Source organism: Thermocrispum agreste DSM 44070, assembly GCF_000427905.1.
GTDB lineage: Bacteria > Actinomycetota > Actinomycetes > Mycobacteriales > Pseudonocardiaceae > Thermocrispum > Thermocrispum agreste.
Genome location: NZ_KE386604.1, coordinates 456,414 through 479,935, shown reverse-complemented (window position 1 = coordinate 479,935; position 23,522 = coordinate 456,414). Strand labels below are relative to the sequence as shown.

General features: G+C 69.0%; 21 protein-coding genes and 2 pseudogenes. 11 read left to right on the top strand and 12 right to left on the bottom strand.

Features of this window, described 5'->3' with window-relative positions:
- Positions 1-238: 238 nt before the first annotated feature.
- Positions 239-1,045 carry a coiled-coil domain-containing protein gene (locus YWY_RS22555; RefSeq protein WP_211227647.1) on the bottom strand — a complete coding sequence of 269 codons (807 nt, stop codon included), beginning with the start codon at positions 1,043-1,045 and terminating at the stop codon, positions 239-241.
- Between the two features lie 564 nt (positions 1,046-1,609).
- Positions 1,610-2,545, bottom strand: coding sequence for a Scr1 family TA system antitoxin-like transcriptional regulator (locus YWY_RS23840; protein WP_156899323.1), 936 nt, complete (start codon positions 2,543-2,545; stop codon positions 1,610-1,612).
- Between the two features lie 266 nt (positions 2,546-2,811).
- Between YWY_RS23840 and YWY_RS0116950 the strand changes: the two genes are divergently transcribed.
- From YWY_RS0116950 to YWY_RS0116935, 5 genes are all read left to right on the top strand, one after another.
- A complete protein-coding gene (locus YWY_RS0116950) occupies positions 2,812-3,108 on the top strand; it encodes a hypothetical protein (RefSeq protein WP_156899321.1) in 297 nt (98 codons plus the stop codon).
- Between the two features lie 82 nt (positions 3,109-3,190).
- Complete coding sequence (locus YWY_RS24210) at positions 3,191-3,382, top strand: hypothetical protein (protein WP_156899319.1); 192 nt, start codon at positions 3,191-3,193, stop codon at positions 3,380-3,382.
- A 216-nt stretch (positions 3,383-3,598) separates the two neighbouring features.
- A complete protein-coding gene (locus YWY_RS0116945; protein WP_038045748.1) occupies positions 3,599-4,834 on the top strand; it encodes a DUF445 family protein in 1,236 nt (411 codons plus the stop codon).
- Between the two features lie 141 nt (positions 4,835-4,975).
- The gene (locus YWY_RS0116940; protein ID WP_028848588.1) at positions 4,976-6,166 is read left to right on the top strand and encodes a DUF445 domain-containing protein; all 1,191 of its coding nucleotides are present in this window, start codon (positions 4,976-4,978) and stop codon (positions 6,164-6,166) included.
- Positions 6,166-7,509, top strand: coding sequence for an alginate O-acetyltransferase AlgX-related protein (locus YWY_RS0116935; RefSeq protein ID WP_245566713.1), 1,344 nt, complete (start codon positions 6,166-6,168; stop codon positions 7,507-7,509). The genes YWY_RS0116940 and YWY_RS0116935 overlap by 1 nt, the downstream gene beginning before the upstream one ends.
- Here YWY_RS0116935 and YWY_RS0116930 read toward each other — a convergent pair.
- From YWY_RS0116930 to YWY_RS0116920, 3 genes are read right to left on the bottom strand one after another with little or no spacing between them, the layout of a single operon-like run.
- Positions 7,463-8,338: a metal ABC transporter permease gene (locus YWY_RS0116930; protein WP_028848586.1), complete on the bottom strand. Its 876-nt coding sequence runs from the start codon at positions 8,336-8,338 to the stop codon at positions 7,463-7,465. The two genes, YWY_RS0116935 and YWY_RS0116930, sit on opposite strands and share 47 nt — an antisense overlap.
- Positions 8,338-9,150 (bottom strand): metal ABC transporter ATP-binding protein, encoded by an 813-nt coding sequence (locus YWY_RS0116925; protein ID WP_028848585.1) that lies wholly within the window; start codon positions 9,148-9,150, stop codon positions 8,338-8,340. The genes YWY_RS0116930 and YWY_RS0116925 overlap by 1 nt, the downstream gene beginning before the upstream one ends.
- Positions 9,147-10,112 carry a metal ABC transporter solute-binding protein, Zn/Mn family gene (locus YWY_RS0116920; protein WP_028848584.1) on the bottom strand — a complete coding sequence of 322 codons (966 nt, stop codon included), beginning with the start codon at positions 10,110-10,112 and terminating at the stop codon, positions 9,147-9,149. The genes YWY_RS0116925 and YWY_RS0116920 overlap by 4 nt, the downstream gene beginning before the upstream one ends.
- Positions 10,113-10,401: 289 nt before the next feature.
- Here YWY_RS0116920 and YWY_RS0116915 point away from each other — a divergent pair, with 289 nt between their 5' ends.
- The 5 genes from YWY_RS0116915 to YWY_RS22550 all read left to right on the top strand — a co-directional run bounded on the left by YWY_RS0116915 (position 10,402) and on the right by YWY_RS22550 (position 15,054).
- Positions 10,402-11,517, top strand: a complete 1,116-nt coding sequence (locus YWY_RS0116915; protein WP_028848583.1) for a LacI family DNA-binding transcriptional regulator — start codon at positions 10,402-10,404, stop codon at positions 11,515-11,517.
- Positions 11,518-11,602: 85 nt separating this feature from the next.
- Positions 11,603-12,097 (top strand): beta-class carbonic anhydrase, encoded by a 495-nt coding sequence (locus YWY_RS0116910; RefSeq protein ID WP_028848582.1) that lies wholly within the window; start codon positions 11,603-11,605, stop codon positions 12,095-12,097.
- A 16-nt stretch (positions 12,098-12,113) separates the two neighbouring features.
- Positions 12,114-13,013, top strand: a complete 900-nt coding sequence (locus YWY_RS0116905; RefSeq protein WP_028848581.1) for an HhH-GPD family protein — start codon at positions 12,114-12,116, stop codon at positions 13,011-13,013.
- A 130-nt stretch (positions 13,014-13,143) separates the two neighbouring features.
- On the top strand, positions 13,144-14,127 hold the full coding sequence (locus YWY_RS0116900; protein WP_028848580.1) for a peptidoglycan recognition protein family protein: 984 nt from the start codon (positions 13,144-13,146) through the stop codon (positions 14,125-14,127).
- A gap of 156 nt (positions 14,128-14,283) precedes the next feature.
- Positions 14,284-15,054, top strand: coding sequence for a hypothetical protein (locus YWY_RS22550; protein ID WP_051310372.1), 771 nt, complete (start codon positions 14,284-14,286; stop codon positions 15,052-15,054).
- Between the two features lie 17 nt (positions 15,055-15,071).
- Here the strand turns inward: YWY_RS22550 and YWY_RS0116890 are convergent, their stop codons facing one another.
- Positions 15,072-15,710 carry a PaaI family thioesterase gene (locus YWY_RS0116890; protein ID WP_245566712.1) on the bottom strand — a complete coding sequence of 213 codons (639 nt, stop codon included), beginning with the start codon at positions 15,708-15,710 and terminating at the stop codon, positions 15,072-15,074.
- Position 15,711: 1 nt separating this feature from the next.
- Positions 15,712-16,876, bottom strand: a pseudogene (locus tag YWY_RS22545) (thiolase family protein).
- A 103-nt stretch (positions 16,877-16,979) separates the two neighbouring features.
- On the opposite strand from YWY_RS22545, the gene YWY_RS22540 reads away from it, so the two are divergent.
- On the top strand, positions 16,980-17,519 hold the full coding sequence (locus YWY_RS22540; RefSeq protein WP_038045482.1) for a winged helix-turn-helix transcriptional regulator: 540 nt from the start codon (positions 16,980-16,982) through the stop codon (positions 17,517-17,519).
- Between the two features lie 389 nt (positions 17,520-17,908).
- Here the strand turns inward: YWY_RS22540 and YWY_RS22535 are convergent.
- From YWY_RS22535 to YWY_RS22530, 5 genes and pseudogenes are all read right to left on the bottom strand, one after another.
- Positions 17,909-18,733: pseudogene (locus tag YWY_RS22535) on the bottom strand (phosphoribosylaminoimidazolesuccinocarboxamide synthase); the annotation flags it as partial.
- Positions 18,730-19,482, bottom strand: coding sequence for a GntR family transcriptional regulator (locus YWY_RS0116870; protein ID WP_028848578.1), 753 nt, complete (start codon positions 19,480-19,482; stop codon positions 18,730-18,732). The gene YWY_RS0116870 and the pseudogene YWY_RS22535, both read right to left, overlap by 4 nt.
- Before the next feature lie 710 nt (positions 19,483-20,192).
- Positions 20,193-20,951 carry an alpha/beta fold hydrolase gene (locus tag YWY_RS0116865; protein WP_028848577.1) on the bottom strand — a complete coding sequence of 253 codons (759 nt, stop codon included), beginning with the start codon at positions 20,949-20,951 and terminating at the stop codon, positions 20,193-20,195.
- 338 nt (positions 20,952-21,289) lie between these two features.
- The gene (locus tag YWY_RS0116860) at positions 21,290-21,913 is read right to left on the bottom strand and encodes a TMEM175 family protein (protein WP_028848576.1); all 624 of its coding nucleotides are present in this window, start codon (positions 21,911-21,913) and stop codon (positions 21,290-21,292) included.
- Positions 21,914-22,395: 482 nt separating this feature from the next.
- Positions 22,396-23,418: an endonuclease/exonuclease/phosphatase family protein gene (locus YWY_RS22530; RefSeq protein WP_245566711.1), complete on the bottom strand. Its 1,023-nt coding sequence runs from the start codon at positions 23,416-23,418 to the stop codon at positions 22,396-22,398.
- Positions 23,419-23,522: the final 104 nt, after the last annotated feature.

Sequence of the window (23,522 nt, the reverse complement as noted above, 5' to 3'; positions counted from 1 at the left end):
TGGGCACCGGACTTCCCGTCGGTGTCCGCACGGCGAACGGCCGGGCCATACGGACGACCGCCCCTTGGCCTCGAAGCCGAACAGCCCGATGTCCCTCGGCCGCACCGCCGAGCCTTGGTGGCGGGCACGTGCCGGCGCAGCGCTACCGGCGCCTGCACCGCGGAGGCGTTCCGCGCACACACCATGACGGCCCGGTGCCGCGCGGGCACCGGGCCGTCCATCTGCCGACCGGATCGCGTCAGGCAGGCTGCTTGACCTTCGACGCCGAGCCGTTGCTTGCGGCCTTGTCGCTCGCGGAGCCGGTGGCCTGCCCGTTCGGGCCGCCGTCGAACTCCGGCATCTCACCGAGCTTCTCGATGGCCTCCTGCAACGCGGCGTGCGTGGCCGACAGCCGCTCGGCGACCGTCTTGCGGAACTCCACCGCGGCCTTCTGCTGCCTGGTGGCGTCCGCCAGCCGGGCCTCGGCGTCGGCGATCATCGCCTCTGCGCGCGCCTTGGCGTCGGCGGTCAGCTCGGCGATCTCCTTGTCCGCGGCGGCCTTCTTGGCAGCGATCTCCTCGGCCGACTGCTGCTGGGCCGCCGCGATCCTCTCGGCGGACTCCTGCTCGGCCTTGGCGCGCCGCTCGGCGGCCTCCGCGTCGAGGCGTTCCCGCTCCGCCTTGGCCTCGGCGGCCAGCTGCTCGGCGACCTCCTCCGCCTTCTTGCGGGTCTTCTCCGCGTAGGCGTCGGCGGCTTCGCGCGTGGCCGCGGCGTCCTGCTCCGCCTTGGCCTTGTGCTCGGCGATCTCCTCCTCGGCGAGCTGCATCATCGACTTGATGCGCTCGGACATCGCCGCCGGACCGGTCGGGTCCTCGGCCAGGCGGGCCAGGGCCGCCTTGGCTTCGTCGAGCTCCTTCTGCGTATAGGCCAGCGACCTGGTGAGCTCGGCGACCGACGCCACGGCCTCGTCACGCTGCTTGGCCGTCTGCGCCAGCTCGCTCATCAGCCGATCGATCTGCTGGTCGACCTCGGCCTTGTTGTATCCGCGATACGCGGTGCCGAACACGGGTTTCTTCGTGGATACGGGGGATGGATCGGGGTTTGGCAATGTTCTACTCCGGTACACACCTGCAACCGTGCCTACCACGACCTCGATCACCAGGGTGAACAGGACTGGAGGACCCGGTGAAGATGGTTTGCGGTCATGGCAGTGCTGGTCGGACTCTGACTGGCTGCTCCAGCGACGACGAGCATGAGGTCGGCATCACGCAGTTCCGCGCTGACATGCACGCCTCCGGATACACGCCGGGACAGTACACCAAATGGGGTGACATGGAAACCTTGCGCGAGCGATCTGCGTTGCCAGTCATGAAGTGTTCGTCGACCACATGATGACTTCCTGGAGCTCGCCGGGACACTCGCTCGCGGGCAGGTCATTGTCGGGCACTTCTGCCCGGATCGGGCCGATGAGTTCGGCGAGATCGAGAAGACGTACGAGGCGACCTGGTCATCGAGTCAGGGTTTGAGGTGTTCACGAACTGAGCTGGCGCACAAAAAAGGACCCCAGCTCTCCGGGGCGGGAGAGGCCGGGGTCGAGGTTGTGTGCGTCGCCGGCGAACCGGATGCCTTGTCAGAGGTCGAACTCGCCCTTGCGCGCGCCGTCCAGGAAAGCGTCCCACTCTTTCTGCGTGAACCGGAGCACCGGGCCCTGCCGGTCCTTGGAGTCACGCACGTAGACTCTGTCACCTTCGAAGGCGACTTCGACACACGCGCCGTGAGTGTTCGACTTGGTCGACTTCCTCCACCTCAGGCTTTGCTGTTCCATTCTTCCGCTACCTCCCGCATCAGTGCGATCGACTGCTTCCTCGACAGCGCTTCGGCTCGGATCCGGTCCCATCGCTCCTTGGTCTGGTGAATCAGCTCGGCATTGTCGAAGAGCACGCCCTGTACCGCGGAGTCGATGTAGACGTATTCGCGCCCGTTCACTGTAGCCAGGGAGAACGACCCATCGAGGTGTAGGTACGTGTCGCAGCCAAACGGAATGACCTGGATGACGAAGCGCTCGGTAGCGGTGATCAGGTGCTCGGAGCTGCTTGGCCATGATCGACGGATCGCCGACGGGGTACCGCAGAGATCGCTCGTCGATCAGGGCCACGTAGGAGGTCCCACGCTCGAGCACTGACTGTCGCTCCATCCGTGCGGCCAGCTTGGCTTCGTCACCGTGCAGCAGCTCGCGGGCATACTCTTCGGTTTGGAGCAGCCCGGGCACGAAGGACAGCTCGAAGCACAGGATGCGCTCGGCTTGCTGCTCGACGTCCAGCCATGACCGCAGCCACTCCGGCGTTGCCTTCTGGGTCATCGCGAACTGCCGGATACGGCTGAGCAACCCGCCCGTCTCGAGCACCGCATCCATCGCCTCAGCGAACTGCTCGCTCGGCAGGCGTTGCCCGGTCTCGACCTTCTCGATCAAGCTGATTGAGAATGCCGACCGCTGGGCCAGCTGCTCCCGGGTCATCTGTGCTTGTTCTCTGGCACGCCTCAGCTCTCCGGCAAAAAGCTCGATCATACCACCCACACCTTGGGGAGCTTGACTCTCACACTGCTCGCACACAACCGCCGAACGAGCCGTGCGGCTGCTGTCAGTACGTGTCCGGTGTCACAGCGTAGTTGGTTGATCCCAGAATTGCCCCATGACTTGGAACTCCAGCCCTTGCCTGCCGACACCTACGGGGGCGCAGATCGTCGTCACTGACGCCTATCCGGAGCACGCGATCTACATCAGTGACGACGAGGTGCGGGCGGACGAGGCCGACATCGAGCGGGGTGGAGAGCGTGAGACGACAAATCGTGCTGGACGAGAGAGCGGGGTATCCCTACGTGGCGAAGGGCCTGTTCGAGCCGAACATCTCGGTGCCCCACGACGGGCAGCTGTTCTACGACGTCTCTCTGACCAACCCTGGGCTGGTGTCGACGCTTGTAGCGCTCGAGGGACATCTGAAGACAGGCCCGCTCCCGCCGCCCCAGGTGTTACACCGCTACGGCCGGTACCTGACCAAGCTCGGCGCCGCGGTCATCGACTACGTCGACCGACAGGCCATGACGATCATTGACCCAGACGACACCGCCTGACACCTAAGCAGGAAGCCCCCGGCCTCTCCACGGAGGAGAGAACCGGGGACTGACTTCGACGCGTGATTCGGGGACGCTGGCCATGAGCATCGCTTGGGATGTGTCCGTACTCGTCACCGGACTGGGTGCGGTCATCGGTGTGCAGCAGAGACGTATCTGCAACCTGCGCGAACGCTTGGGCCATGCTCGCGAGCAGCTGGTTGACAAAAGCCAACAGCTCGAAGCCTTGCTGCTCTACGCCAATGTCGTGTCAGGCAATCGTCGGCCACCATAATGAGTCACCGGGCTCGAGCTCATACCTCCAAACGGAGTAATCTTGCGGACCGTTTCTCCGCACCGCCCGTAGTGGCCGCCGGGTACGCCATCCGACCGGGTGTCACCCGTGGTCGCGGCCATGGATCCGCCGTCGCTCAGCTACCGTCACAGCGTCGGGGAGCGCATGCCGGGCGTCGGGCACGGGCAGGACGGCAAGCAACCGGAGGGGGCGGCGATGGTCGACTGGAACACCATCGTCGCCGACGTGTCCGACCGCTGGCCGCTGTACGTCTCGATCCCGTTCATCGCGGCGCTGATCGGCTACGTCACCAAGCGGGTGGCCATCGAGATGATGTTCCGGCCGCTGGAGTTCGTCGGGATCCCGCCGCTGCTCGGCTGGCAGGGCGTGCTGCCGGCCAACGCCGAGCGGATGGCGAGCATCGCCACCGACACCCTCACCCGCAACCTGGTCGATCCCAAGGAGATCTTCTCCCGGCTGGATCCCGAGCAGATCGCCAAGGAAGTCGAACAACCGCTGTTGCAGGCGGTCGACGAGATCACCCGCGAGGTGATGGAGGAGTACCAGCCCCAGTTGTGGGAGCGGCTGCCCCCGGCGGTGCGCGAACTGCTGCTCTCCCGCGTGCGCGCGCAGGCGCCCCGGGCGATCGCCTCGATCATGAAGCAGTTCGCCGACAACATCGAGGACGTCTTCGACCTCAAGCACATGGTCGTGACGAACCTGGTGCGGGACAAGGAGCTGCTGGTCCGGCTGATCCGGGACATCTCCCGGCCGGAGATGCGGTTCATCGCCCGGTCCGGCATCTTCTTCGGGTTCGGGCTGGGCATCGTGCAGCTGGCGGTGTGGACGCTGACCCACGAACCGCTGGTGATGCCGCTGTTCGGCTTCTTCATCGGCTGGATCACCGACTGGCTGGCGCTGAAGATGGTGTTCCTGCCCAGGGAGCCGAGGAAGTTCTTCGGGGTGTTCACCTGGCAAGGCGTGTTCCAGAAGCGCCGCGACCAGGTGGCCGCCGACTACGGCGACATGATCGCCAAGGAGATCATCACCATCCCCAACATCGTCGAGGCGGTGCTCACCGGACCGAAGTCGGACCGGCTGTTCCAGATCGTCCAGCGGGAAGTGCAGCGGACCATCGACGAGCAGGCCGGGGTGATCAAGCCGTTCGTGGTCGCCGCGGTCGGGTCGACCCGGTTCCAGCAGATGAAGGCGTCGGTGGCGGAGAAGACCGTGCAGCGGGTGCCCCAGACGGTCCGCCACGCCGAGGACTACGCCACCGGGGCGCTGGACGTGCGCAACACGGTCGTGGAGCGGATGCGGCAGCTGAACCGGCTGGAGTTCGAGCAGCTGCTGCGCCCGGCGTTCCGGCAGGACGAGTGGAAGCTGATCGCCGTCGGCGCGGTCATCGGCGGCATCGTCGGCGAGATGCAAGTGCTGCTGATGCTGCACTGACGCGTCCTGCGGCCGCACGCTGCGCTCCAGCGGTCCCGCGACCGCGCCACCCAGCCAAGCCGCACGCTGCGCTCCGGCGGTCCCGCGGACGACCCGGTCCGGCGTCCGCGAACCGCGGCCGTCATCGGCTAGGGTTCAGCCGTGCACTGGGCGGTCCTGCTGAGCATCCCGCTGACGGCGGCCGCGGTGGGCCTGGCCACCCGGGCACTGATCGTGGTGCTGCTGTTCAAGCCACGAAAGTTCCTCGGGGTGGGACCGCTGGGCTGGTATGGCGCCGTCCCCCGGTCCGCGGGCAAACTCGCCGCCGTCAACGCCGACCTGCTCACCGGCCGCATGCTGACCACGCAGCAACTGTTCGCCGACGTCGACCCGCAGCGGTTGTTCGCCGAGGTCGAGCAGCCGCTGCTGCGCACCATCGACACGGTGGCGCACGAAACGCTGGCCAAGCACCACCCGACGGTGTGGGAAGCCCTGCCGCTGTTCGTGCAGGACATGGTCGTCAAGCGGCTGCAGGCGGCGGCGCCGTGGATCGTGCGCGAGCTCGTCGACCGGCTCCGCGGGCACGCCGACTGGGTCGTCGACATCCGCGACATCGTGCTGCGACGGCTGTCGGACCCGAACCGGATGAGCAGGCTGATCCGCGCGATGACCATCGCCGACCTGCGCCGCAGCTCGGTGGTCGCACTCGGGGCCGGTCTGCTCGCCGGGGTCGTCGAGGCCGCTGTGCTGGCCGTGGTGCCCTGGAAATTGCTGCTTCCGGTGTTCGGGGCCGCGGTCGCGGTTTCGGCGTGCTGGGTGGCCGCTGAGTGGATCTTCCGGCCGCGCCGGCCGCACACCGTCGGCCGCCTTCTCCTGCGGGGGCCGTTTCATCGCCGTCGCGCCGCCATCACCAAGATCTACGCCGGGCTCGTCGCGGAGGAGGTGCTGACCCCGGCGGTGCTGCTGGACGCCCTGGCCAACGGCGTCGAACGCAGGCAGGCCCGCGCCGTGCTCGAGGACATCGTCGACGAGCTGGTCGACGAGCAGGTGCGGGCGCTGCGCACCCTGGTCTCGGCCACCATCGGCACGGATCAGCTGCCTGCCATGAAGCGCACCGCGGCCGCGCGGGCGCTGGAGAACCTGCCCTACACCGCGCGCCCGGCGCACCGGTACCTCGGCGAGGCCATGGCCGTGCAGCGGAGGGTGTCCTACGGGCTGGCCGAACTGACCGACGCCGAATTCGAGCTGCTCGCCCGCCCGGCGCTGCAGTCGGCGCGGTGGGCGCTGACGGTGATCGTCGCGGTGGCGGGCGCGGCCGTCGGGGCCATCCAGATGATGCTTCCCCTCACCTGATGGCACCGTTCGGGCTACCCGGTGCGGCCTCGCCCGGTACGGTGATGGCCGTGGTGACGGACTCGTCTCGGCTGCCTCCGGTCCATGAGGCGTGGCTGCCACGAGAGCACGCGCTGCACCGCCCTCGACACGGCGGCCGCCAGCTGGTCGCACTGATATCCGCGGTGGTCTTCTTCCTCACCCCCACCGCACTGTGGGTGTTCGGCATGCGACCCGCCGAGATCGAGAACCGCAAGCTGACCGAGTTCCCCAGCATCAGCGACGGCTGGGGCATGTTCACCAAGCTGCCGCAGTGGGCGATCGACCAGCTCGTCTTCCGGGGCGCGGCGATCGACGCGGCGGACGGCATCAGCCGCGGCATCTTCGGCGAACCACCCCCGTTCGGCACCGAGCAACACCAGACCGGTCCGCTGCCCGGGACCACGCCGTCGGGGCCGCAGAACGACGAGTCCCCCGAGGTCGCGGCCGGCTTCCGCCGGGTGATCGAGGGCGACGACGGCTGGCTGTACCTGGGCGACGACGTGCGCGGCAAGTGCCATCCGCGCAAGCCGCTCGGCCGCACCATCGCGGCGCTGAACAAGCTGCGCAAGGCGGTGGAGGACTCCGGGCGGAGGTTCGTGCTGATCGTCGCGCCGGACAAGACGACGATGGTGCCCGAGCACCTGCCGGAGCGCTACGCGGGCAAGGAGTGCGCCGAGAGGTTCACCCGCACGCTGTGGCCCAAGCTGATCGACGAGGCCAAGGCCGTCGACATACGCCCGTTGCTGGAGAAAGCCGAGCAGAACGTCGGCCGTCCGGTCTACTACCCCAACGACACCCACTGGACCGACGAAGGCTCGGTGGCGATGACCATGACGCTGGTGGAGAACCTGCAGCCGGGCTTGACGCAGAACTGGCAGGTGGTGCCGGGTGGCATGTACTCGTCGTCGGCCGACCTGCCGAAGATGATCGGCCGGTCCGGGACGAAGACCTCCGTCCGCTACGCGGTGATGCCGGACGGGCAGACCAACCGCACCACCCTGCTCGCGCTGGACATCGACCGCCCGGTGCGCAGGCAGCTCCCGCCGGTGCCCGGGTCGATCTCCGAGCCGACGCTGGTGTTCGGCGACTCGTTCACCAAGGCGGCCTCCGGCTACCTCACCGCGGGTTTCTCCGACGTGACGATGCTCAGCTACTCGACGGCGAACGACGACCTGGACGCGACCATCGAGGCGTTCGTGCGGTCGGAGATCGTCGTGGTGGAGATCGTGGAGCGGGCGCTCGCGGCGGGAACCGCCGGGTTCCTCTACGACGGCTTCATCGACCGGCTGGCACCGAAACTGGCTGAGCAACCCGTCCGCTGACCCGGCCGCGGGCCGCCGCAATCGCCCGGCACACCAGGTAGATCACGAACGACAGGGTCGTGACGAACGCGCTGATCGGCGCCCCCGGCGCGAGCGACAGGACGATGCCGCCGAGCACGGCCACCTCGGCGAACACCACCGACAGCACGGTGGCCAGCAGCGGGCTCGACGTCACGCGACAGGCAGCGGCGGCAGGCGTCACCAGCAGCGCCAGCACCAGCAGCACCCCGACGGTCTGCACCCCCAGCGCCGTCGTGATACCGATCAGGACGGCGAACAGCGGCGTCAGCACGCGCACCGGAACTCCGCGCGCCGCCGCCACCACCGGGTCGACGGAAGCGAACAGCAACGGGCGGTAGATCACCGCAAGCACGCCGAGGACGAGCACCGCAGAGCAGGCATACACCGCCAGGTTGGTCGAATCCACCGTGATGACCTGGCCGAACAGCAAGCCGAGCTTGCTGGACGCCCGCCCCTCGTAGAACCACAGCAGCAGCACGCCCAGGCCGAGGCCGAACGACAGCACCACGCCGATGACCGAATCGCGCTCGTCGGCCTTGGTGCCCAGCAGGCCGAGCGCCAGCGCAGCGATCACGGCGCCGGCCACCGCGCCGTACTCGACGCCGACGCCGAGCAGCAGCGCCGCGGCCGCGCCGGTGAACCCCAGCTCGGCCGTACCGTGCACCGCGAACGCCATCTGGCGCCGCACGATCAGCGGGCCGATCACGCCCGCCACCACACCGAGAATCGCCGCCGCCAGCAGTGCCGACTGCACGAACGGCAGTGCAAGCAAGTCGAGGGTCAGCCCGACGTCACCGAACTTGTCCATCAGCCCGCCACCCGTTGCTGCACGTGATGCGGCTCGTCCTCGCACACCGCGCTGTGCGCGCCCGCCACATGAAGCTGGCCGTCCAGCTCGACCACCCGCACCGGCGCCCGGTACAGCTCCGACAGCACCGCCGAGGTCATCACCTCGCGCGGGGGACCGACCCGGAACCGCCCGTCCACCAGATAGAGCACCTTGTCCACGTACGACAGGATCGGGTTGATCTCGTGCGTGACGAACAGCACGGTGGTGCCGGCTTCCCGCCGCCTGCGGTCGATCAGCTCGCTGATCGCCTGCTGCTGGGCCACGTCCAGCGACAGCAGCGGCTCGTCACACAGCAGCACCGCGGGCTCCCCCACCAGCGCCTGCGCCACCCGCAGGCGCTGCTGCTCGCCCCCGGACAGCTGGTTGAACGGCTTGCCGGCGAACTGCTCCGCACCGACCGCCGCCACCGCCTCGGCCACCCGCTGCCGCCGTCGGCGCATGCCGCGCAGGCCGAGGCCCCAGCGCTGGCCGTCCAGCCCCAGGCCGACCAGGTCGACCCCGCGTATTCCGGTCGCCGCCCCGGTTTCCACCGCCCCCTGCTGGGGCACGTAGCCGACCGCATCCGGGCCACCGGCGACCTCGGCCGCGCCCGTGGACAGCCGCAGCCGCCCCAGCAGCACCTTGAGCAGGCTGGACTTGCCCGACCCGTTGGGCCCGAGCACCGCGACGAACTCCCCCGGCTGCACCGACATGGTCAGCCCGGACCACAGGGTGCGCCCGGGAAAACTCAGGCCCGCGTCCACGAGCCGTACCGCTGGTCGTGTCGTCATGGTCTGGCCACCGCCGTCTTGAGTTCCTCGATCTCCGCTGCCAGCCAGCGCAGGTAGTCGCTCTCTCCCTCCGGCAGCGTCTCACTGATCTCGACCACCGGCGTGCCCGACCGCTCGGCCGTCGCCACCAGCTGCTGGGTCACCTCGGTCTCGGTCTGCGGGTTGTGCACCACGGCGGTCACTTCGCCGCGCTCCACCAGGCGGGTCACTTCGGCCTGGGCCGCCACCGGCACGTCGGAATCGCCCTCGATCGCACTGCTGAACGCCTTCGGCGTGACGTCGTGCAGCCCGGCGGCGTCCAGCAGGTAGAACGCCACGGGCTCGGTTGCGATCACCCGCTGCCCCGCCGCGGCTTTGCGCAGCGCGGTCAGCTCCTGGCGCAGCTTGGCCAGGCCTTGCGCGAACTTCTTACCGTTGGCCTCGAACTCCGCCTTCCGCTCGGGCGCCAGCGCGCCGAGGTGTGCGACCACCTCGTCAGCGACCGCTTCGACCGTGTCCAGGTCGAACCAGACGTGCTCGTTCACCGCGCCGTGCTCGTGCGCGTGTCCGTCGTGGTCCTCGGCATGGTCGTCGCCGTGGTCGTGGTCGTGCTCCTCCTCGGAGCCGCGGCCGGACACGGCGAACGCGTCGATGACCGGGACATCGGGCGCCTGCTCGGCCAGCTTCTCGGCGAACGCGTCGTAACCGCCGCCGTTGATCACCACCAGGTCGGCCTTGGTGAACGTCAGGGCGTCCTCCGCGGTCGACTCGTAGGAGTGCGGATCGGCGACCGGGTCGTCGATCACTGCCGAGACAGTGACCGAATCACCGGCGACCGCACGCACGACGCCGGCCCATGCACTGGTGGAGGTGGCGACCGAGAGCTTGCCGTCGGCATCTCCGGCCGCGCTGCCTCCGCACCCCGCGGCGACCACGGCGACGGCGCTGGCCACGACGGTCGGCACAAGGCGGCGCAGGCTCATCCGGTTCTCCGTTCGTGATCACTAGTAGAAAATGGAATCCGTTATCAATAGCGTACCGCAAACGAGTGACACGGTCCGGCCGTAGACGGGTCTTCGGCCTGGCGCAACAGCGCCACTGGCGAGCGGAGTGTCGTGGCCGCACACGGACAGTGTGCGGACGGCGCGGGCGCGGCGAGCACGGCCCAGGTGGTGACGCACAGCCGTCGCCTCGGCCGGGCTGTGCGACGTTCCGTGATCATTTCCCGGCTCGGGTTCCCGCCGAGGCTACTGAACCGTTAACGTTCCGAACATGGGTCGTCCGATGCGCACCCGGCGGCAGGCCACACTGGCCTCGCTTGCCGCCGAACTCGGCGTGTCCAGGACAACGGTGTCCAACGCCTACAACCGCCCGGACCAGTTGTCCCCGGAGCTGCGGCGCCGCGTCCTGGAAACCGCACGGAAACTGGGCTACCCGGGGCCCGACCCGGTGGCCCGCTCGCTCCGCACGCGTAAGGCCGGGGCGGTCGGCCTGCTGCTCACCGAGGCGCTGTCGTACGCCTTCCGCGACCCGGCGGCGCTCGGGGTGCTGGAAGGGCTCGCGCTGGCGTGCGAGGACGCCGGGGTCGGCGTGCAGCTGGTGCCCGCCAGCCCCGGAAAGGACAACATCGACGCGGTGCACCGGGCGGGGGTGGACGGTTTCGTCGTCTACTCGGTGCCGGACGACGATCCGCACTTGGAAGCGGTGCTGCAACGCCCCGTCCCGACGGTGATCATCGACCAGCCGGTGGTGGCGGACGTGGACCGGGTGGGTCCGGACGACAAGGCGGCGATGGCCTCGCTGGCCGACCACCTCATCGAACTCGGCCACCGGGACATCGGCGTGCTGTGCATGCGGCTGTCCCGGGAGCGCCGCAACGGCTTCGTGTCCCGGGAACGGCAGGAGAAGGCGAGCTACCACGTGCAGCGCGCCCGGCTGGCCGCGCTCGCCGAGGCGTTCGAGGCGGTCGGTGTGGACTGGTCCACGGTGCCGGTCGTGGAGCGCTTCGAGCACACCATCGAAGACGGCGCTTCGGCCGCCCGCCAGCTGCTCGACGCGCACCCGCACGTCACCGCGCTGGTGTGCACGTCGGACATCCTGGCGCTGGGCGCGTTGAAGGAGGCACAGCGACGCCGGTTGCAGGTGCCCGCGGACCTGACCATCACCGGTTTCGACGGGGTGCCGGAGGGCGAGCGGGCGGATCTGACCACGGTGCGCCAGCCGGTACGGGAGAAGGGCCGGTGTGCGGGCAAGCTGCTGCTGGACCCCAACCGGCGGGTGGGCTCGGCCGCGGTCACCCCCGAGGTGATCACGCTGGAGACCGAGTTGCGCATCGGCCGGACGTCCGCTCCCCCACGCACGGCGGAGCAGCGCTGGTTCGGTCCATGATCGTCTGAGTGATGTTTCTCCCGCCCGCTTGTCGCGGGCACGCCGGGCACGCTCCAATGACCGAAACCGTTGTCGGAGGTGCGCGGTGAGCAACATCGATCTCCTGCTGAAGCGCCATGTGGACGGTGTCGACCACGGCGCACCCACCATCCGGACGCCGGTGCCCAGTCTCGGCATCGCCGTGCTGACCTGCATGGACGCCCGGATCAAGGTCTTCGACGTGTTCGGCCTGCGGCACGGCGAGGCGCACATCCTGCGCAACGCGGGCGGCGTGGCCACCGACGACGCCATCCGGTCGCTGACGATCAGCCAGCGCAAGCTGCAGACCCGGGAGATCATCGTCATGCAGCACACCCAGTGCGGCCTGTCGATGATCACCGAGGACTCGTTCAAGGACGAGGTGGAACAGGCCACCGGGATCCGGCCGCCGTGGGCGATCGAGTCGTTCCGGGACGTCACCGAGAGCGTCCGACAGACCCTTCGGCGCATCCGGCAGAGCCCGTTCATCCCCTACACCGACAACGTCCGCGGCTTCGTCTACGACGTGAACACCGCCGCCATCACCGAGGTGGAAGCCTGAGCGCTACCGTCTCAGCGTGGACCCCGAGCTGCTGCTGGACTGGTTCGACGCGAACGCCCGCGAGCTGCCCTGGCGCGAGCGGGAGCCGGTGGCGAACCGTGGCTGGCGGGTGCTGGTCAGCGAGATCATGCTGCAGCAGACGCCGGTCAACCGGGTGCTGCCGGTGTACGAGGAGTGGATCCGCCGGTGGCCGAAGCCGTCGGCTCTGGCCGGCGCCAGTCAGGGCGAGGTACTGCGAGCCTGGGGCAAGCTCGGGTACCCGCGGCGCGCGTTGCGACTGCATCAGACGGCGACGGTGATCGCCACCGAGCACGGCGACGTCGTCCCCGCGGATGTCGAGACGCTGCTGCGCCTGCCGGGCATCGGCGATTACACGGCTCGCGCGGTCGCAGCCTTCGCCTACGACAAGCGGGCTCCCGTGGTCGACACCAACGTGCGCAGGGTCGTGGCTCGGGCAGTGCACGGCGCCGGGGATGCCGGACCGGCCTCGATGACCCGTGACATGGCCGACGTGGAGCAGCTGCTGCCGGACGACGAAGCGCGCGCAGCGCGGCTGTCGGCGGCGTTGATGGAGCTGGGCGCGCTGGTGTGCGTCGCGCGCACTCCGCGGTGCTCCCGCTGTCCGCTGGTGCAGACCTGCGCCTGGCAGCGCGCCGGATGTCCCGCCTACACCGGTCAGCCTGCCCGGCCGGTCCAACGCTATGCCGGGACCGACCGCCACGTGCGCGGGCTGCTGCTGGACGTGCTGCGGGGATCGCCGGAGCCGGTGGACAAGACACAGCTCGATGCGGCATGGCCGATCGACGGGCAGCGCGACCGGTGTCTGCACTCGCTGCTGGAGGACGGCCTGGTGGAGCAGATCGCCGACGGGCGCTTCGCGCTTCCCGGCGAGCACTCAACTGTGAACGGTAACTAGTTCGCAAGATGCGCATACCGTTCGTCAATGATTGTCGGCGTCCCTGGCGCGGAGTTACCTTCGGTGCACTTCCGCTCACCGACCGATGACATCCTGGTGAGCCGCCCTGCGCGCGAGAGGGGAACCACCGATGGCCGATGTCGAATTCCACCGAAGGACGCTGCTGAAAGGTGGACTGGCGGCCACCGTGATCGGCGGCATCACGGCTCCGGGGGCACTGGCGGGCACCGCCGGAAGTCCGGGCAGCCGCGGCCGCACGGTCGAGGCCCCGGAGATCTTCGGCACGGCCGACTGGGGAGCACGACCGCCGAACGGCCAGATCGTCGTGCTGGACCACGCACCCACCTACATCGTCGTCCACCACACCGTCGAACCGGGCAACAGCGACGATTTCAGCAAGGAGCGCGCGTTCGCCATTTCCCGCGCGATCCAGAACCACCACATGGACAACAACGGCTGGATCGACTCCGGCCAGCAGTTCACCAACTCCCGCGGCGGTTACATCACCGAGGGACGGCATCGCAGCCTGGAGGTGCTGCGCGTCGGCACCCAGCACGTCCAAGGCGCGAACGTGGCCAACCACAACAGCGAGGTCATCGGCATCGAGAACGAAGGCAACTACGTCTCCGCCGACGTGCCGCAGGCACTGTGGGACTCGCTGGTGCAGCTGGTCGCCTACATCGCCTCCCAGTACGGCATTCCGGTGGAGCACATCATGGGCCACCGGGACTTCAACTCCACCCAATGTCCCGGCGACGTGCTGTACGCCCGGATCCCCGAGCTGCGCGAGGCGGTCGCCGAGGTCCTCGGCGCCCCGGCACCCACCCACCGGCCGCAGTGGCCGCTGCTTCGGGTCGGCGACCGGGGCGAGGCCGTGCGGACCGCTCAGCGACTGTTGCGCAGGCAAGGGGTGCAGGTCCCGGTCGACGGCTACTACGGGCCGCGCACCGCGGAGGCGGTGGCCGCGTTCGCCGCCGAGCGCGGGGTGCCGCAGCACACGTGCATCGCGGCGGCACGGGCCGGCGAACACGGGCTGCTGGGTGCCGACATTTGGCCGCTGCTGATCACCGGCGAGTACTCGACCGCCGAGTGGAAGGCCATGCTGCAGGGGTGATCGCAGTCGTTCGGGCCATACCGGCACGGTGATGCGGGCAAAAATCCGGGCCATGCCAGCACGGTGACGCGGGCAAGAATCCATGCCATGCCAGCACGGTGACGCGGCAAGATGGAAGACGTTCACCGTGATCACCGTGCAGCACCTGGCGAGCAGATGACTGACCTCACCCCAGCAGTCGGCACCGACGGCATGGTCGACTGGATCCAGCAGGCGCTGGTCGAGAAATACGACGTCAGGTCGTTGGTTCCTGAGGTCTTCGAAGACTATGCGCGCCTCTTCCATCCGGCGATGGACATCGAGGGACGGCCCGTCTCGTGGTCAGCGGTCGCACAGTGGAGCGGCCGGGTCATGCACGCGCGCGCCCAGTGGGCCGCCATCGCCAACCCGGTCGATCCGGAGCTTCCGCCGCCGTTCACCGAAGAACCGGAAACCGGATCGATCACCCGGCCGATGGCGAGCAGGCTGGCGAAGCTCCTGAAGCCGTTCACCACGAACCCCGGCCGGTGCTGGTTCGCGGTGTGGGACGGGGGCGACTTCCGCCCCGAGTGGTCTCGCGGAGCACGGTTCACGCTACCTCTGGACCGTGAACTGATCCTGCTCACTGGGAGCCTGGACGCTGTCACGACGTCCATGCGGGACGACACGCACGACGGTCACTATCAGTCACCGTACGCGTGGTGGCCCGATTGCCGCTCGTGGTGTGTCGCCACCGACATCGACCTGGCGGTGACGCACGTCGGCGGCAGCCGCGCATGCATCGACGCGATCCTGGCGGACTCGGAGCTGGAAGCCTTTCGTGTCCCGAGCACATCGCCGGTCACCTACGACTCGGACGACAAGAACCCGCTGCCGTCGGGTGACGACGCGGTCGTCTCGGCAGGCTCGAGCTGGAAGGACCGGTGGCGGAAGCTTCGAGGCCGCTGACCGCGCCGTGACCGTGGTCAGAGCGGGAAGAGCAGGCAGGTGGCGATCGCGTGCGCGACCACCTTGCCGCGGCCGTCCACGATCCGGGCTTCGGCTGTCGCGGTGCGGCGGCCCATGGTCACCACCTCGCCACGGCACCGCAGAACTCCACTGTCGAGGTTCGCAGGCCGGGTGAACTTGATGGTCAGGTCCAGCGACGTGTAGCCGGTCCCGGCGGGCAGTTTGCTGTGCACCGCGCAGCCGAGGGCCGAATCGGCGAGGCCGGCGAGCATGCCACCGTGCACCGAGCCGATCGGGTTGTAGTGCCATTCGGCCGGCTGCATCCGGAACTCGGCCCAGCCGTCGCCGACCGCCACCGGAAGAATCTCCGTGGTGACGCCTGCCGGGACCATGGGCAGCTCACCGCTGCCGATCTGGTTGAGGAATTCCAGGCCGCTGAGTTGACGAGCCGGGTCGGCGAAGACCTTCGGATCCTCCCAGCTGTAGGTGCGCGTCCGGTTCATCGATGCCTCCTCGGTTGCCGGTGAGCGGGCGTCCACGCCGCCGGCGCGCACGGGGGCGTCGGCGGCCGTGGCAGCGCCGTAGTGCCGCTCCAGGTGGGCGATGTGCTTTTCCAGGCCGTTCCGAAGCAGGTCGGCCCAGGAGAAGCCGGCCATGTCAGATCCGCTCGATGATCGTGGCGTTGGCCATCCCGCCGCCTTCGCACATGACCTGCAGCCCGTAGCGGCCGCCGGTGTGCTCCAGGGCGTTGACCAGCGTCGTCATCAGTCGGGCGCCGGATGCACCGAGCGGATGACCGATCGCGATGGCACCGCCGTCGACGTTGACCTTGGCCAGGTCGGCACCGGTCTCCCGCTGCCAAGCGAGCACGACCGAGGCGAAGGCCTCATTGACCTCGAACACGTCGATGTCGTCGAGCCGCAGGCCGGCCTTGGCCAGCACCTTGTGCGTGGCCGGGATGATCCCGGTCAGCATGAACACGGGATCGTCGCCGGTGACCGCGAACGCGTGCACCCGCGCGCGGGGTTTCAGGCCGAACCGCCGTACCGCGTCCTCACTGGCCACCAGCACCGCAGCGGAACCATCATTGACCGGCGAGCTGTTGCCCGCGGTGACCCGCCACTCGAGATCGGGATACCGCTCGACCCAGTGATCCGCCTTGAACGACGGCTTGAGCCCGGCCAGCACGTCCACGGAGGTGTCGGGCCGGATGCTCTCGTCGATCACCAGGTCGGTGATCCGCACGACCTGGCTGTCGAAGAGCCCGTCTGTCCACGCCTTCGCCGCGCGCTGGTGCGACTCGGCGGCGAACTCGTCGTTCGGTGCGCGACAGGTTCCAGCGCTGGGCTATCAGCTCGGCGCTGACGCCCTGCGGGACGAGGCCGTCCGGGTAGCGGTCGCCGACGCGGCTGCCGACGAAATTCTTGCCTTGGGACTGCGAGCCGATCGGGATGCGGCTCATCGACTCGACCCCGGAAGCGATGACCACGTCGTACGCCCCGGCGAGCACTCCCTGCGCGGCGAAGTGCAGTGCCTGCTGGGACGAGCCGCACTGACGGTCCACGGTCACCCCGGGGACGGATTCGGGGAACCCCGCGCCGAGCAGCGCCCAGCGCGCGGTGTTGCCGGACTGCTCGCCGATCTGGCCGACCGCACCACTGATGACGTCGTCGACGTGGGCCGGGTCGATACCGACGCGCTCGACGAGCGCGGCCAGCGTGCGAGCGTGCAGGTCGACCGGGTGGATGCCGGTGTACGCGCCGCCCGGCTTGCCCTTGGCAATCGGAGTGCGGACGGCGTCGATCAGGTAAGCGGTGCTCATGGGCGGGTCCTTTCGCAGCGGGAAGCCTTCTGGCTATGGAAAACCATAGTTAGAAGCTACACCTCTGACTTTGGAAAAGTAAAGCTAGAGGTAGGATGAGGACATGAGCGAGGACAGTGCGCAGGCTCCGTCGGAAGGTGTTCTGCAGCGGCTGGGCGAGTTCGCGGCGCGGGACAGGTGGCCGGCCAAGGGGTGGTGCCGCATCGAGCGAGCGCTGGAGGTGATCGGCACCCGGTCGGCGATGCTGGTGCTGCGCGAGCTGTTCTACGGCGGTACGCGCTTCGACGAGTTCACGCGGCGCACCGGCCTGAGCGAAGCCGTGGTCGCGGGGCGGCTCAAACAGCTCCACGCCGACGGCATCGTCGAGCGCCGCCCGTATCGGGAAGCAGGCAAACGTACTCGCGACGAGTACGTCCTGACCGAGCGCGGCCGTCAGCTGTTCCCGATCCTCGTCGCACTGATGCAGTGGGGCGAGACGCTACGCGACGACCACCGCACCGGAGTGGAATTGATCCACCGCGACTGCGAAGCGCCGCTCACCGTCCAGGTGCGGTGCACGGACGGCCACCGGGTGCCGCTCGAGCAAGGAGCGGTCCGGATCAAGGACGAGGACTACGTCAAATCGGCACTGGGCCGGAAGTAGGCGGAGCGGCGACCTCAGCCCCGAGACGGCGATCAGATCTGGTCGCCGATGCCCGGCGCCCATCGGCTGTCAAGCCCGCTCAAGCACCCCATCAGCTGTCAGGCCTCATCACTCGCACCCGGCGCCTCATCGGCCGTTCAAGCCTGGCCACCCGCACCCGGCGCCCCATCGGCGCCGCCGTCCTCCGGCGGGTTGCCCGGAGTCACACTCAACCCGCGCAGCAACAGGCTCGCACCCCTGTCCCGGAGATCCGCATGATCAGGGTGGCTGACCGGGTTCAACCCGTGTTCGCGCAGGACGCGGCGAACGTCGTCGATCAGCCGCTGCGGGTCGTAGTACTGGCCGTTGGGATCCCAGTGCACGGTGGCGGGCTCACCGTCCTTCGGCCGCCAGCGAAGGCCGGTGATGCGCTCGTACGCCTCGATGTAGCGATCCCGGGTGGCCTTGACGATCTCGTCGGGAATCTCCGGCCCAGGTGGCGTCTTGTCCCACCCGGTGGACAGCGACCAGTCCCGCACGAACTGCTTGTCGAACGCCTTTTGCGGACGGCCAGGTTCCCACTCCGTGACGCGCCAGAACCGCGACGAGTCGGAGGTCAGCACCTCGTCCCCGAGCGTCAGAACGTCACCGTCCCACCCGAACTCCAGCTTGGTGTCCGCGATGATGATCCCCCGCTCCAGCGCCTTCTCGGCCCCTGCGGTGTAGATCTGCAACGTCAGGTCGCGCAGCCGCTCGGCGACCTCCCGGCCTTCCTGGGCCACCACGTCGTCGAACGTGATGAACTCGTCGTGGCCGGTGTCGGATTCCTTGGTGGTCGGCGTGAAGATGGGCTCGGGAAGCTTGTCCCCCTCCCGCAACCCCGGCGGCAGCGGAACGCCCGAAATCGAGCCGTGCTGCTGGTACTCCCGCCATCCGAGCCCGGCCAGATATCCGCGGGCGATGCACTCCACCTTGATCATGCGCAGCGGCTTGCAGCGGATCGCGCGCCCGGCGAATTCCTCCGGCACGTCGGTGGTCGAGATGACGTGGTTCGGCACGATGTCGGCCAGCTGCTCGAACCACCACGCCGACAGCTGGGTCAGCAGCGCACCCTTGTCCGGGATCAGCGTGGGCAGGGACACGTCGTAGACGGACACCCGGTCCGAAGCGACGATCAGCAGATCGTCGCCGTCCTGGTAGATGTCCCGCACCTTGCCGGCGTGGATGTGCTTCATTGACCGTCCTTTGCTGCGCTCGACTCGACGAAGACCCACTGGTCCGCGAGTGCGGTCGACTCGCCGTATTCGATCACTCCGCCGAGGGCGTCGACGAACCGATCCCGGCTGACGAGCACCGGCGAGCCCGGCGCGACACCCAGCTGTTCCGCCGCCGCACTGTCTGCCGAACTGGCCGCCAGCTGCGTGTACACCTTCGCGAGTTCGCGTCCCGTCTGCTGAGCAACGTAGGCGAACGTGCCCTGAGGGATGCGTTCGGCCTCGAGCAGTCGTGGCGCATGTGGGGCCAGCACGCCGTCGAACCACGACACCGACGTGGCCACCGGCACGTCGCCGGGGCGGTAGGTGGTTCTGGCCCGGCGGATCACGATGGCGCCTTCCGCTGTCCCGAGCGCATCGGCCACCCGCTCCGGCGCGGGAACCAGCTCGACGCTCCGGATACGGGCGTAGTGGCCGTCCGGGTAGATCTTGCCGGTGCGCACGACGGTCAGGCTCCGGTCAGCCGCATGCGGGTGCATGCCCTTGGTGTCCACGACCGTGCCGACCCCAGGCACGGCCCGAACCAGACCGTCCGCCCGCAGCGCGGAGTGCACCTTGTTGGCCGTGGCGAGCGCGACACCCCATTCGCGCATGATCTGCCGAGCGGACGGCACGCGGTCCCCGTCCTTCAGTTCACCGGAGACGATCTTCTCCCGGATCGCCCCGGCGATCTGCAGGTACGGCGGCGCTGCGCGCTCGTCGTTCGTCATCATGTACTCCTCGTCAGCCGCATGCGTTCTAGCACACCGGCTGACTTGCAGGCAATTCTCACCGCTTGCAGGCATACGTGTACTAGGTCACACCGTGCTTTCGTTCTAGAACGGTAACCGTCGGCGACCTGTGCGGCTCAGGCATCGTTCGCGCCAACCGCCCCGTTCGCCGGCGAGAGGGGAAGGCAGATGAATGCGGTGTGGGTGACGGCCACCCATGGCGGGGTCGATCACGCCGTTTCGACAGTCGAACTTGCGGCGGCCCTGCAACGCGGGGACGGACGGCTCACCGGTGTCTGTGGCTGCTCATTCACGGCCGCGTCCATGGCCGCCGGTCCGGACACGTCGTGTTCCGCTTGTGCTCGCGCCGTGCGCACCGAGCACAGCCACGCCCGACAGCCCACCGACCCTGGCCGTTCACGCATGTCCGTCATCGGGTACGTGTTGTCTTCGCTGTCGGCGACTCCTTCCGCCAGCTCGCCGAAACGGTCCGTGTGCGCAGAGGGCACGGCGCGCGGCGCCATCAGGTGGATCACCGAACTCAGGGCGACCGCCCCGGCGCCTCGGCGCCACATCGTCCGACTGGAGCCGACACCGTAGCCGGCCCCCAGGTCACCATCCGCACTTCCGGCAGGCCATCGCGAACCGGCGGCGCACAGGCGGCACAACTGATGAGCCGCAGACGGCACCTGGTTCGCGTCTTCTGCCGGCTAGTCGGCAAGGTCGGCAAGGAACGCCTCCAGGGCCTCGCGGTAGGCGTCGGGGGCGTCGACGTGCACCACGTGGCCGGTCCCGGGGACGCGCACGTAGCGCCCGCCGGCGCGGCGAGCCAGCTCGGCCTGCTGCCCCGGCGGCATCGCGGTCCGTTCGGCCTCGATCACCAGCAGCGGGCAGCGAAGCCGGTCCACGTAGGGCCAGTACGACCGCTCGCCCCATTCCGCGGCGATGCGATACATGACGTCCAGGTCGGCGATCAGGTGATAGCCGTCGGCCCGCTCCTCCACGCACTCGATGAAGTAGTCGCCGTAGGGCGCGAAGAACTCCCGCACATGCGCCAGCGACGTGAACACGTCGGGCCACGAGTCGAAATACGGCCGCCACGCCTCGACCGTCCTGCCGCGCTGATCAGGGGCCATGTCCTCCACCACGACCCCGCGGACCAGCTCCGGGTGCCGAGCCGCGGCCACCATCGCGTGCAGGCCACCCATCGAGTGCCCGATCAACACCGCAGGCCCATCGGCCTGCTCGCGCACCCACGCGGCGACGTCGTCCGCGAACTGCTCCGTCGCGACGGCCTCCCGGTGTGGGTTACGGCCGTGCGCGCGGGCGTCCAGCCCGACCACCCGGCCGTGGGCCGTCAGCCACTTCGCCACCGGCCACCACGTCGTCGCCCGGCCCATCAACCCGTGCAGCAGCACGATGGGGCGGCCGGCCCCGCCGAACTCAACGACACCGCGACGGCCGCTCACCTGGGCTCCTTCTGTGCGAGTGTGACCACGAACTGGCTGCTCTGCGGCTTGATCAGCACCCTAGTGGCTCGCCCCGCCCGGGACACCGCCGACCAGCGGCTGCGGACGGCGAACGGACTCGCACGTCGAACCGGCAGCCGGAGAAGCAAGACTGGCGCCCCGCAGGCTCGGCCGGGACAACGAGCCTGCGTCACCCCACCGGCCGAAACAAGCACCCCCGGCAGGCCCGACCGGGACAACAAGCCAGCGAGCACCCCACCGACCGAAACAAGCACCCCGGCAAGCTCAGCCAAGAACGGGTGAGCTGGGCGGCACACACCGCGCAAGTCCCGGATCGGTCAGCCCGCGCGCCGCGCCACCCATCCGAGCAGGTGCCCCATCGGGATCACCAGCAGCCAGGACAACTCGGCGAGGGTCGGATCGACGAACGCCAGCGGAATCGACGGGACGAACCCGGTGACGACCGCGGCGCCTCCGGCGAGGCTCTGCCGAAGCTCTTCCCGATCGAGATCCGAGCGGGTCAGTACCCGGCCGTCCGCACGAAGGCGGGCCCGTCCCACTGCGGCGTACCACCACATACCGGTGGACGAAAGCCCAGTGAGGATGATCGTGAGGGCGTACAACACCACCGCGGCGGCGGTGTCACCGTGCTCGCCCAGCACCGCGGTGGGGAACGGAAGCAACGCCACCCAGAACAGGAACAGCAGGTTCAGTCCCACCAACGCGGCGTCGGTCCGCTCGATGCGCGCATACACCCGATGGTGCACTCGCCAGTACCGGCCGATGACGACGAAGCTCAGCGCGAACGCCAGCAGCTGCGGAACGACCTCGAGCAGGCTCTCCGCCACCTCGCCGGCACGGATGTCGGCGTCCACGAGCGGCAGCGCGAGCAGCGTGAGGGCGATGGCGAACACCCCGTCGGACAGGCCGACGATGCGATCGACCCCGTTCGAGTCGTTCACCTGGCCGTTCGTAGCAACCACCACCAGCTGACAATCCGCACCGGAAACCACCAGGCGCCGCCGGGATCCGGCGACATGAGACTTGTCGAACGAAGAGCACCAGCTATTTCCGTTTCCCGGACGGAATCGCGGCCGCTCTACGCCGAACGGCGCCACGGCTGACGCAGTGAACGGCGCGTACACCCCATGCGGCCAGTGCGGTAGCAGTGGCTCGATGCCTGAGGCAGCGGCTCGGTACCGGAAGCAGCGACTCCAAGTGCCCGCGCCAGCCACTCAAAACCGAAAGCAGCGGCTCCGATCGCCCCCAGCCAGCCACTCCATGCCAGAAGCTACGACTCCAAGTGCCCGCGCCAGCTACTGCATGCCGGAAGCTGTGGCTCCGACGGTGGCGGTGGTCGTTCCAGCCCCCCGAGAACGGCGAAAACCCACGCAGTCCGGCAAGGCGTGCCCGCAACCGCTGCGCTGCCCTCAGGACACCGCCCCTAGCCGCTCCAAGCCGACCCGGGCAGCCGCACGGTCGCCAGGATCGCGCGGTGATCCGAGCCGGGAAGGTCGACGACCTGGAAGTTGCGCACCGCGGCCCGGGAGTCGATCAGAACGTGGTCGATCGTCACCGGCGGCAGGCTGCGCTCCCGCGGCCACGTCGCCATCATGCCCAGCCCGAGCTGGTCCGCCGCGTCCACGTACCCGCGGGTCAGCAGCCTCCGGAACTCGGCGTGGTCGAGCGTGGCGTTGAAGTCCCCGGCCAGCACCCGGACCGCGCCCTCCTTGTTGGCGCGCGGCAGGCTGCGCAGGTCCGCCGCCCATGCGCGGGAATCGTCGACCGGCGGCATGGCGTGCACCGCGACCACCTCCACCACCTGGTCCTCGACGTGCACGGCCGCACTCGGTTGCCGGAAGCTCGACGGTCCGGCCAGATCGATCGCCACCAGCGGATACCGGGACGCCACGCCCGAGCCCGCGGCCGCCGCAGCCGGCTGGAAATGCTGATGCGGCAGCACCTCCCCCAACCCGGCCTGCTCGAGCCGCTTGGCTGCGGCAGGGGTCAGCTCCGTCACCGCAAGAACGTCGACTGCACGCTGACGAACCAGCGACACCACGGCGGCCGCGTCAGCCTCGCCGTAATACAGATTCACCGCCATCACGCGCAGCACCGGGCCACCGGTGCCTGGCTGACCGTCGGCGAAGTAGCGGGGCACGAGGGTCAGTCCCAGTGCGGCGCTCAGGGCGAACACCACGACCGCTGACCCCCACCGGCGGAACAGCGCCACGAACAGGCTGAGCACCACGCCGGTAGCCGCCAGGTACGGGGTGAGAGCCAACGCGGCGACGGTCAGGCCGTTGCCGTCCAGGTCGTACAACCCCGAGGCGACCAGCCGCCACAGCGCGAACGCGGCATACAGCGTGGCCAGCGCCACCAGGACGACACCGAACGGCTTTTCGCCCGGGCGCCGCTGACGCCGCGTCCGGGTGGTCTCGTCGAAGTCCCCGGGGAGCACGGTCACGGCGTCAGCATGCCGCACTCACCGTGCCCACGCAGGCCCGGACGATCATTCGATGCCAGGCTGCAACCGCACCTTGGCGGGACCGCACCCGGCCGCCCGCGGCG

Excerpts from the sequence above, each read along its gene's own strand:
- YWY_RS23840 (WP_156899323.1), bottom strand. The coding sequence starts at position 2,545 with ATGATCGAGCTTTTTGCCGGAGAGCTGAGGCGTGCCAGAGAACAAGCA.
- YWY_RS24210 (WP_156899319.1), top strand. The coding sequence starts at position 3,191 with ATGAGCATCGCTTGGGATGTGTCCGTACTCGTCACCGGACTGGGTGCG.
- YWY_RS0116945 (WP_038045748.1), top strand. The coding sequence starts at position 3,599 with ATGGTCGACTGGAACACCATCGTCGCCGACGTGTCCGACCGCTGGCCG.
- YWY_RS0116935 (WP_245566713.1), top strand. The coding sequence starts at position 6,166 with ATGGCACCGTTCGGGCTACCCGGTGCGGCCTCGCCCGGTACGGTGATG.
- YWY_RS0116930 (WP_028848586.1), bottom strand. The coding sequence starts at position 8,338 with ATGGACAAGTTCGGTGACGTCGGGCTGACCCTCGACTTGCTTGCACTG.
- YWY_RS0116925 (WP_028848585.1), bottom strand. The coding sequence starts at position 9,150 with ATGACGACACGACCAGCGGTACGGCTCGTGGACGCGGGCCTGAGTTTT.
- YWY_RS0116920 (WP_028848584.1), bottom strand. The coding sequence starts at position 10,112 with ATGAGCCTGCGCCGCCTTGTGCCGACCGTCGTGGCCAGCGCCGTCGCC.
- YWY_RS0116915 (WP_028848583.1), top strand. The coding sequence starts at position 10,402 with ATGGGTCGTCCGATGCGCACCCGGCGGCAGGCCACACTGGCCTCGCTT.
- YWY_RS0116900 (WP_028848580.1), top strand. The coding sequence starts at position 13,144 with ATGGCCGATGTCGAATTCCACCGAAGGACGCTGCTGAAAGGTGGACTG.
- YWY_RS22550 (WP_051310372.1), top strand. The coding sequence starts at position 14,284 with ATGACTGACCTCACCCCAGCAGTCGGCACCGACGGCATGGTCGACTGG.
- YWY_RS0116890 (WP_245566712.1), bottom strand. The coding sequence starts at position 15,710 with ATGGCCGGCTTCTCCTGGGCCGACCTGCTTCGGAACGGCCTGGAAAAG.
- YWY_RS22540 (WP_038045482.1), top strand. The coding sequence starts at position 16,980 with ATGAGCGAGGACAGTGCGCAGGCTCCGTCGGAAGGTGTTCTGCAGCGG.
- YWY_RS0116870 (WP_028848578.1), bottom strand. The coding sequence starts at position 19,482 with ATGACGAACGACGAGCGCGCAGCGCCGCCGTACCTGCAGATCGCCGGG.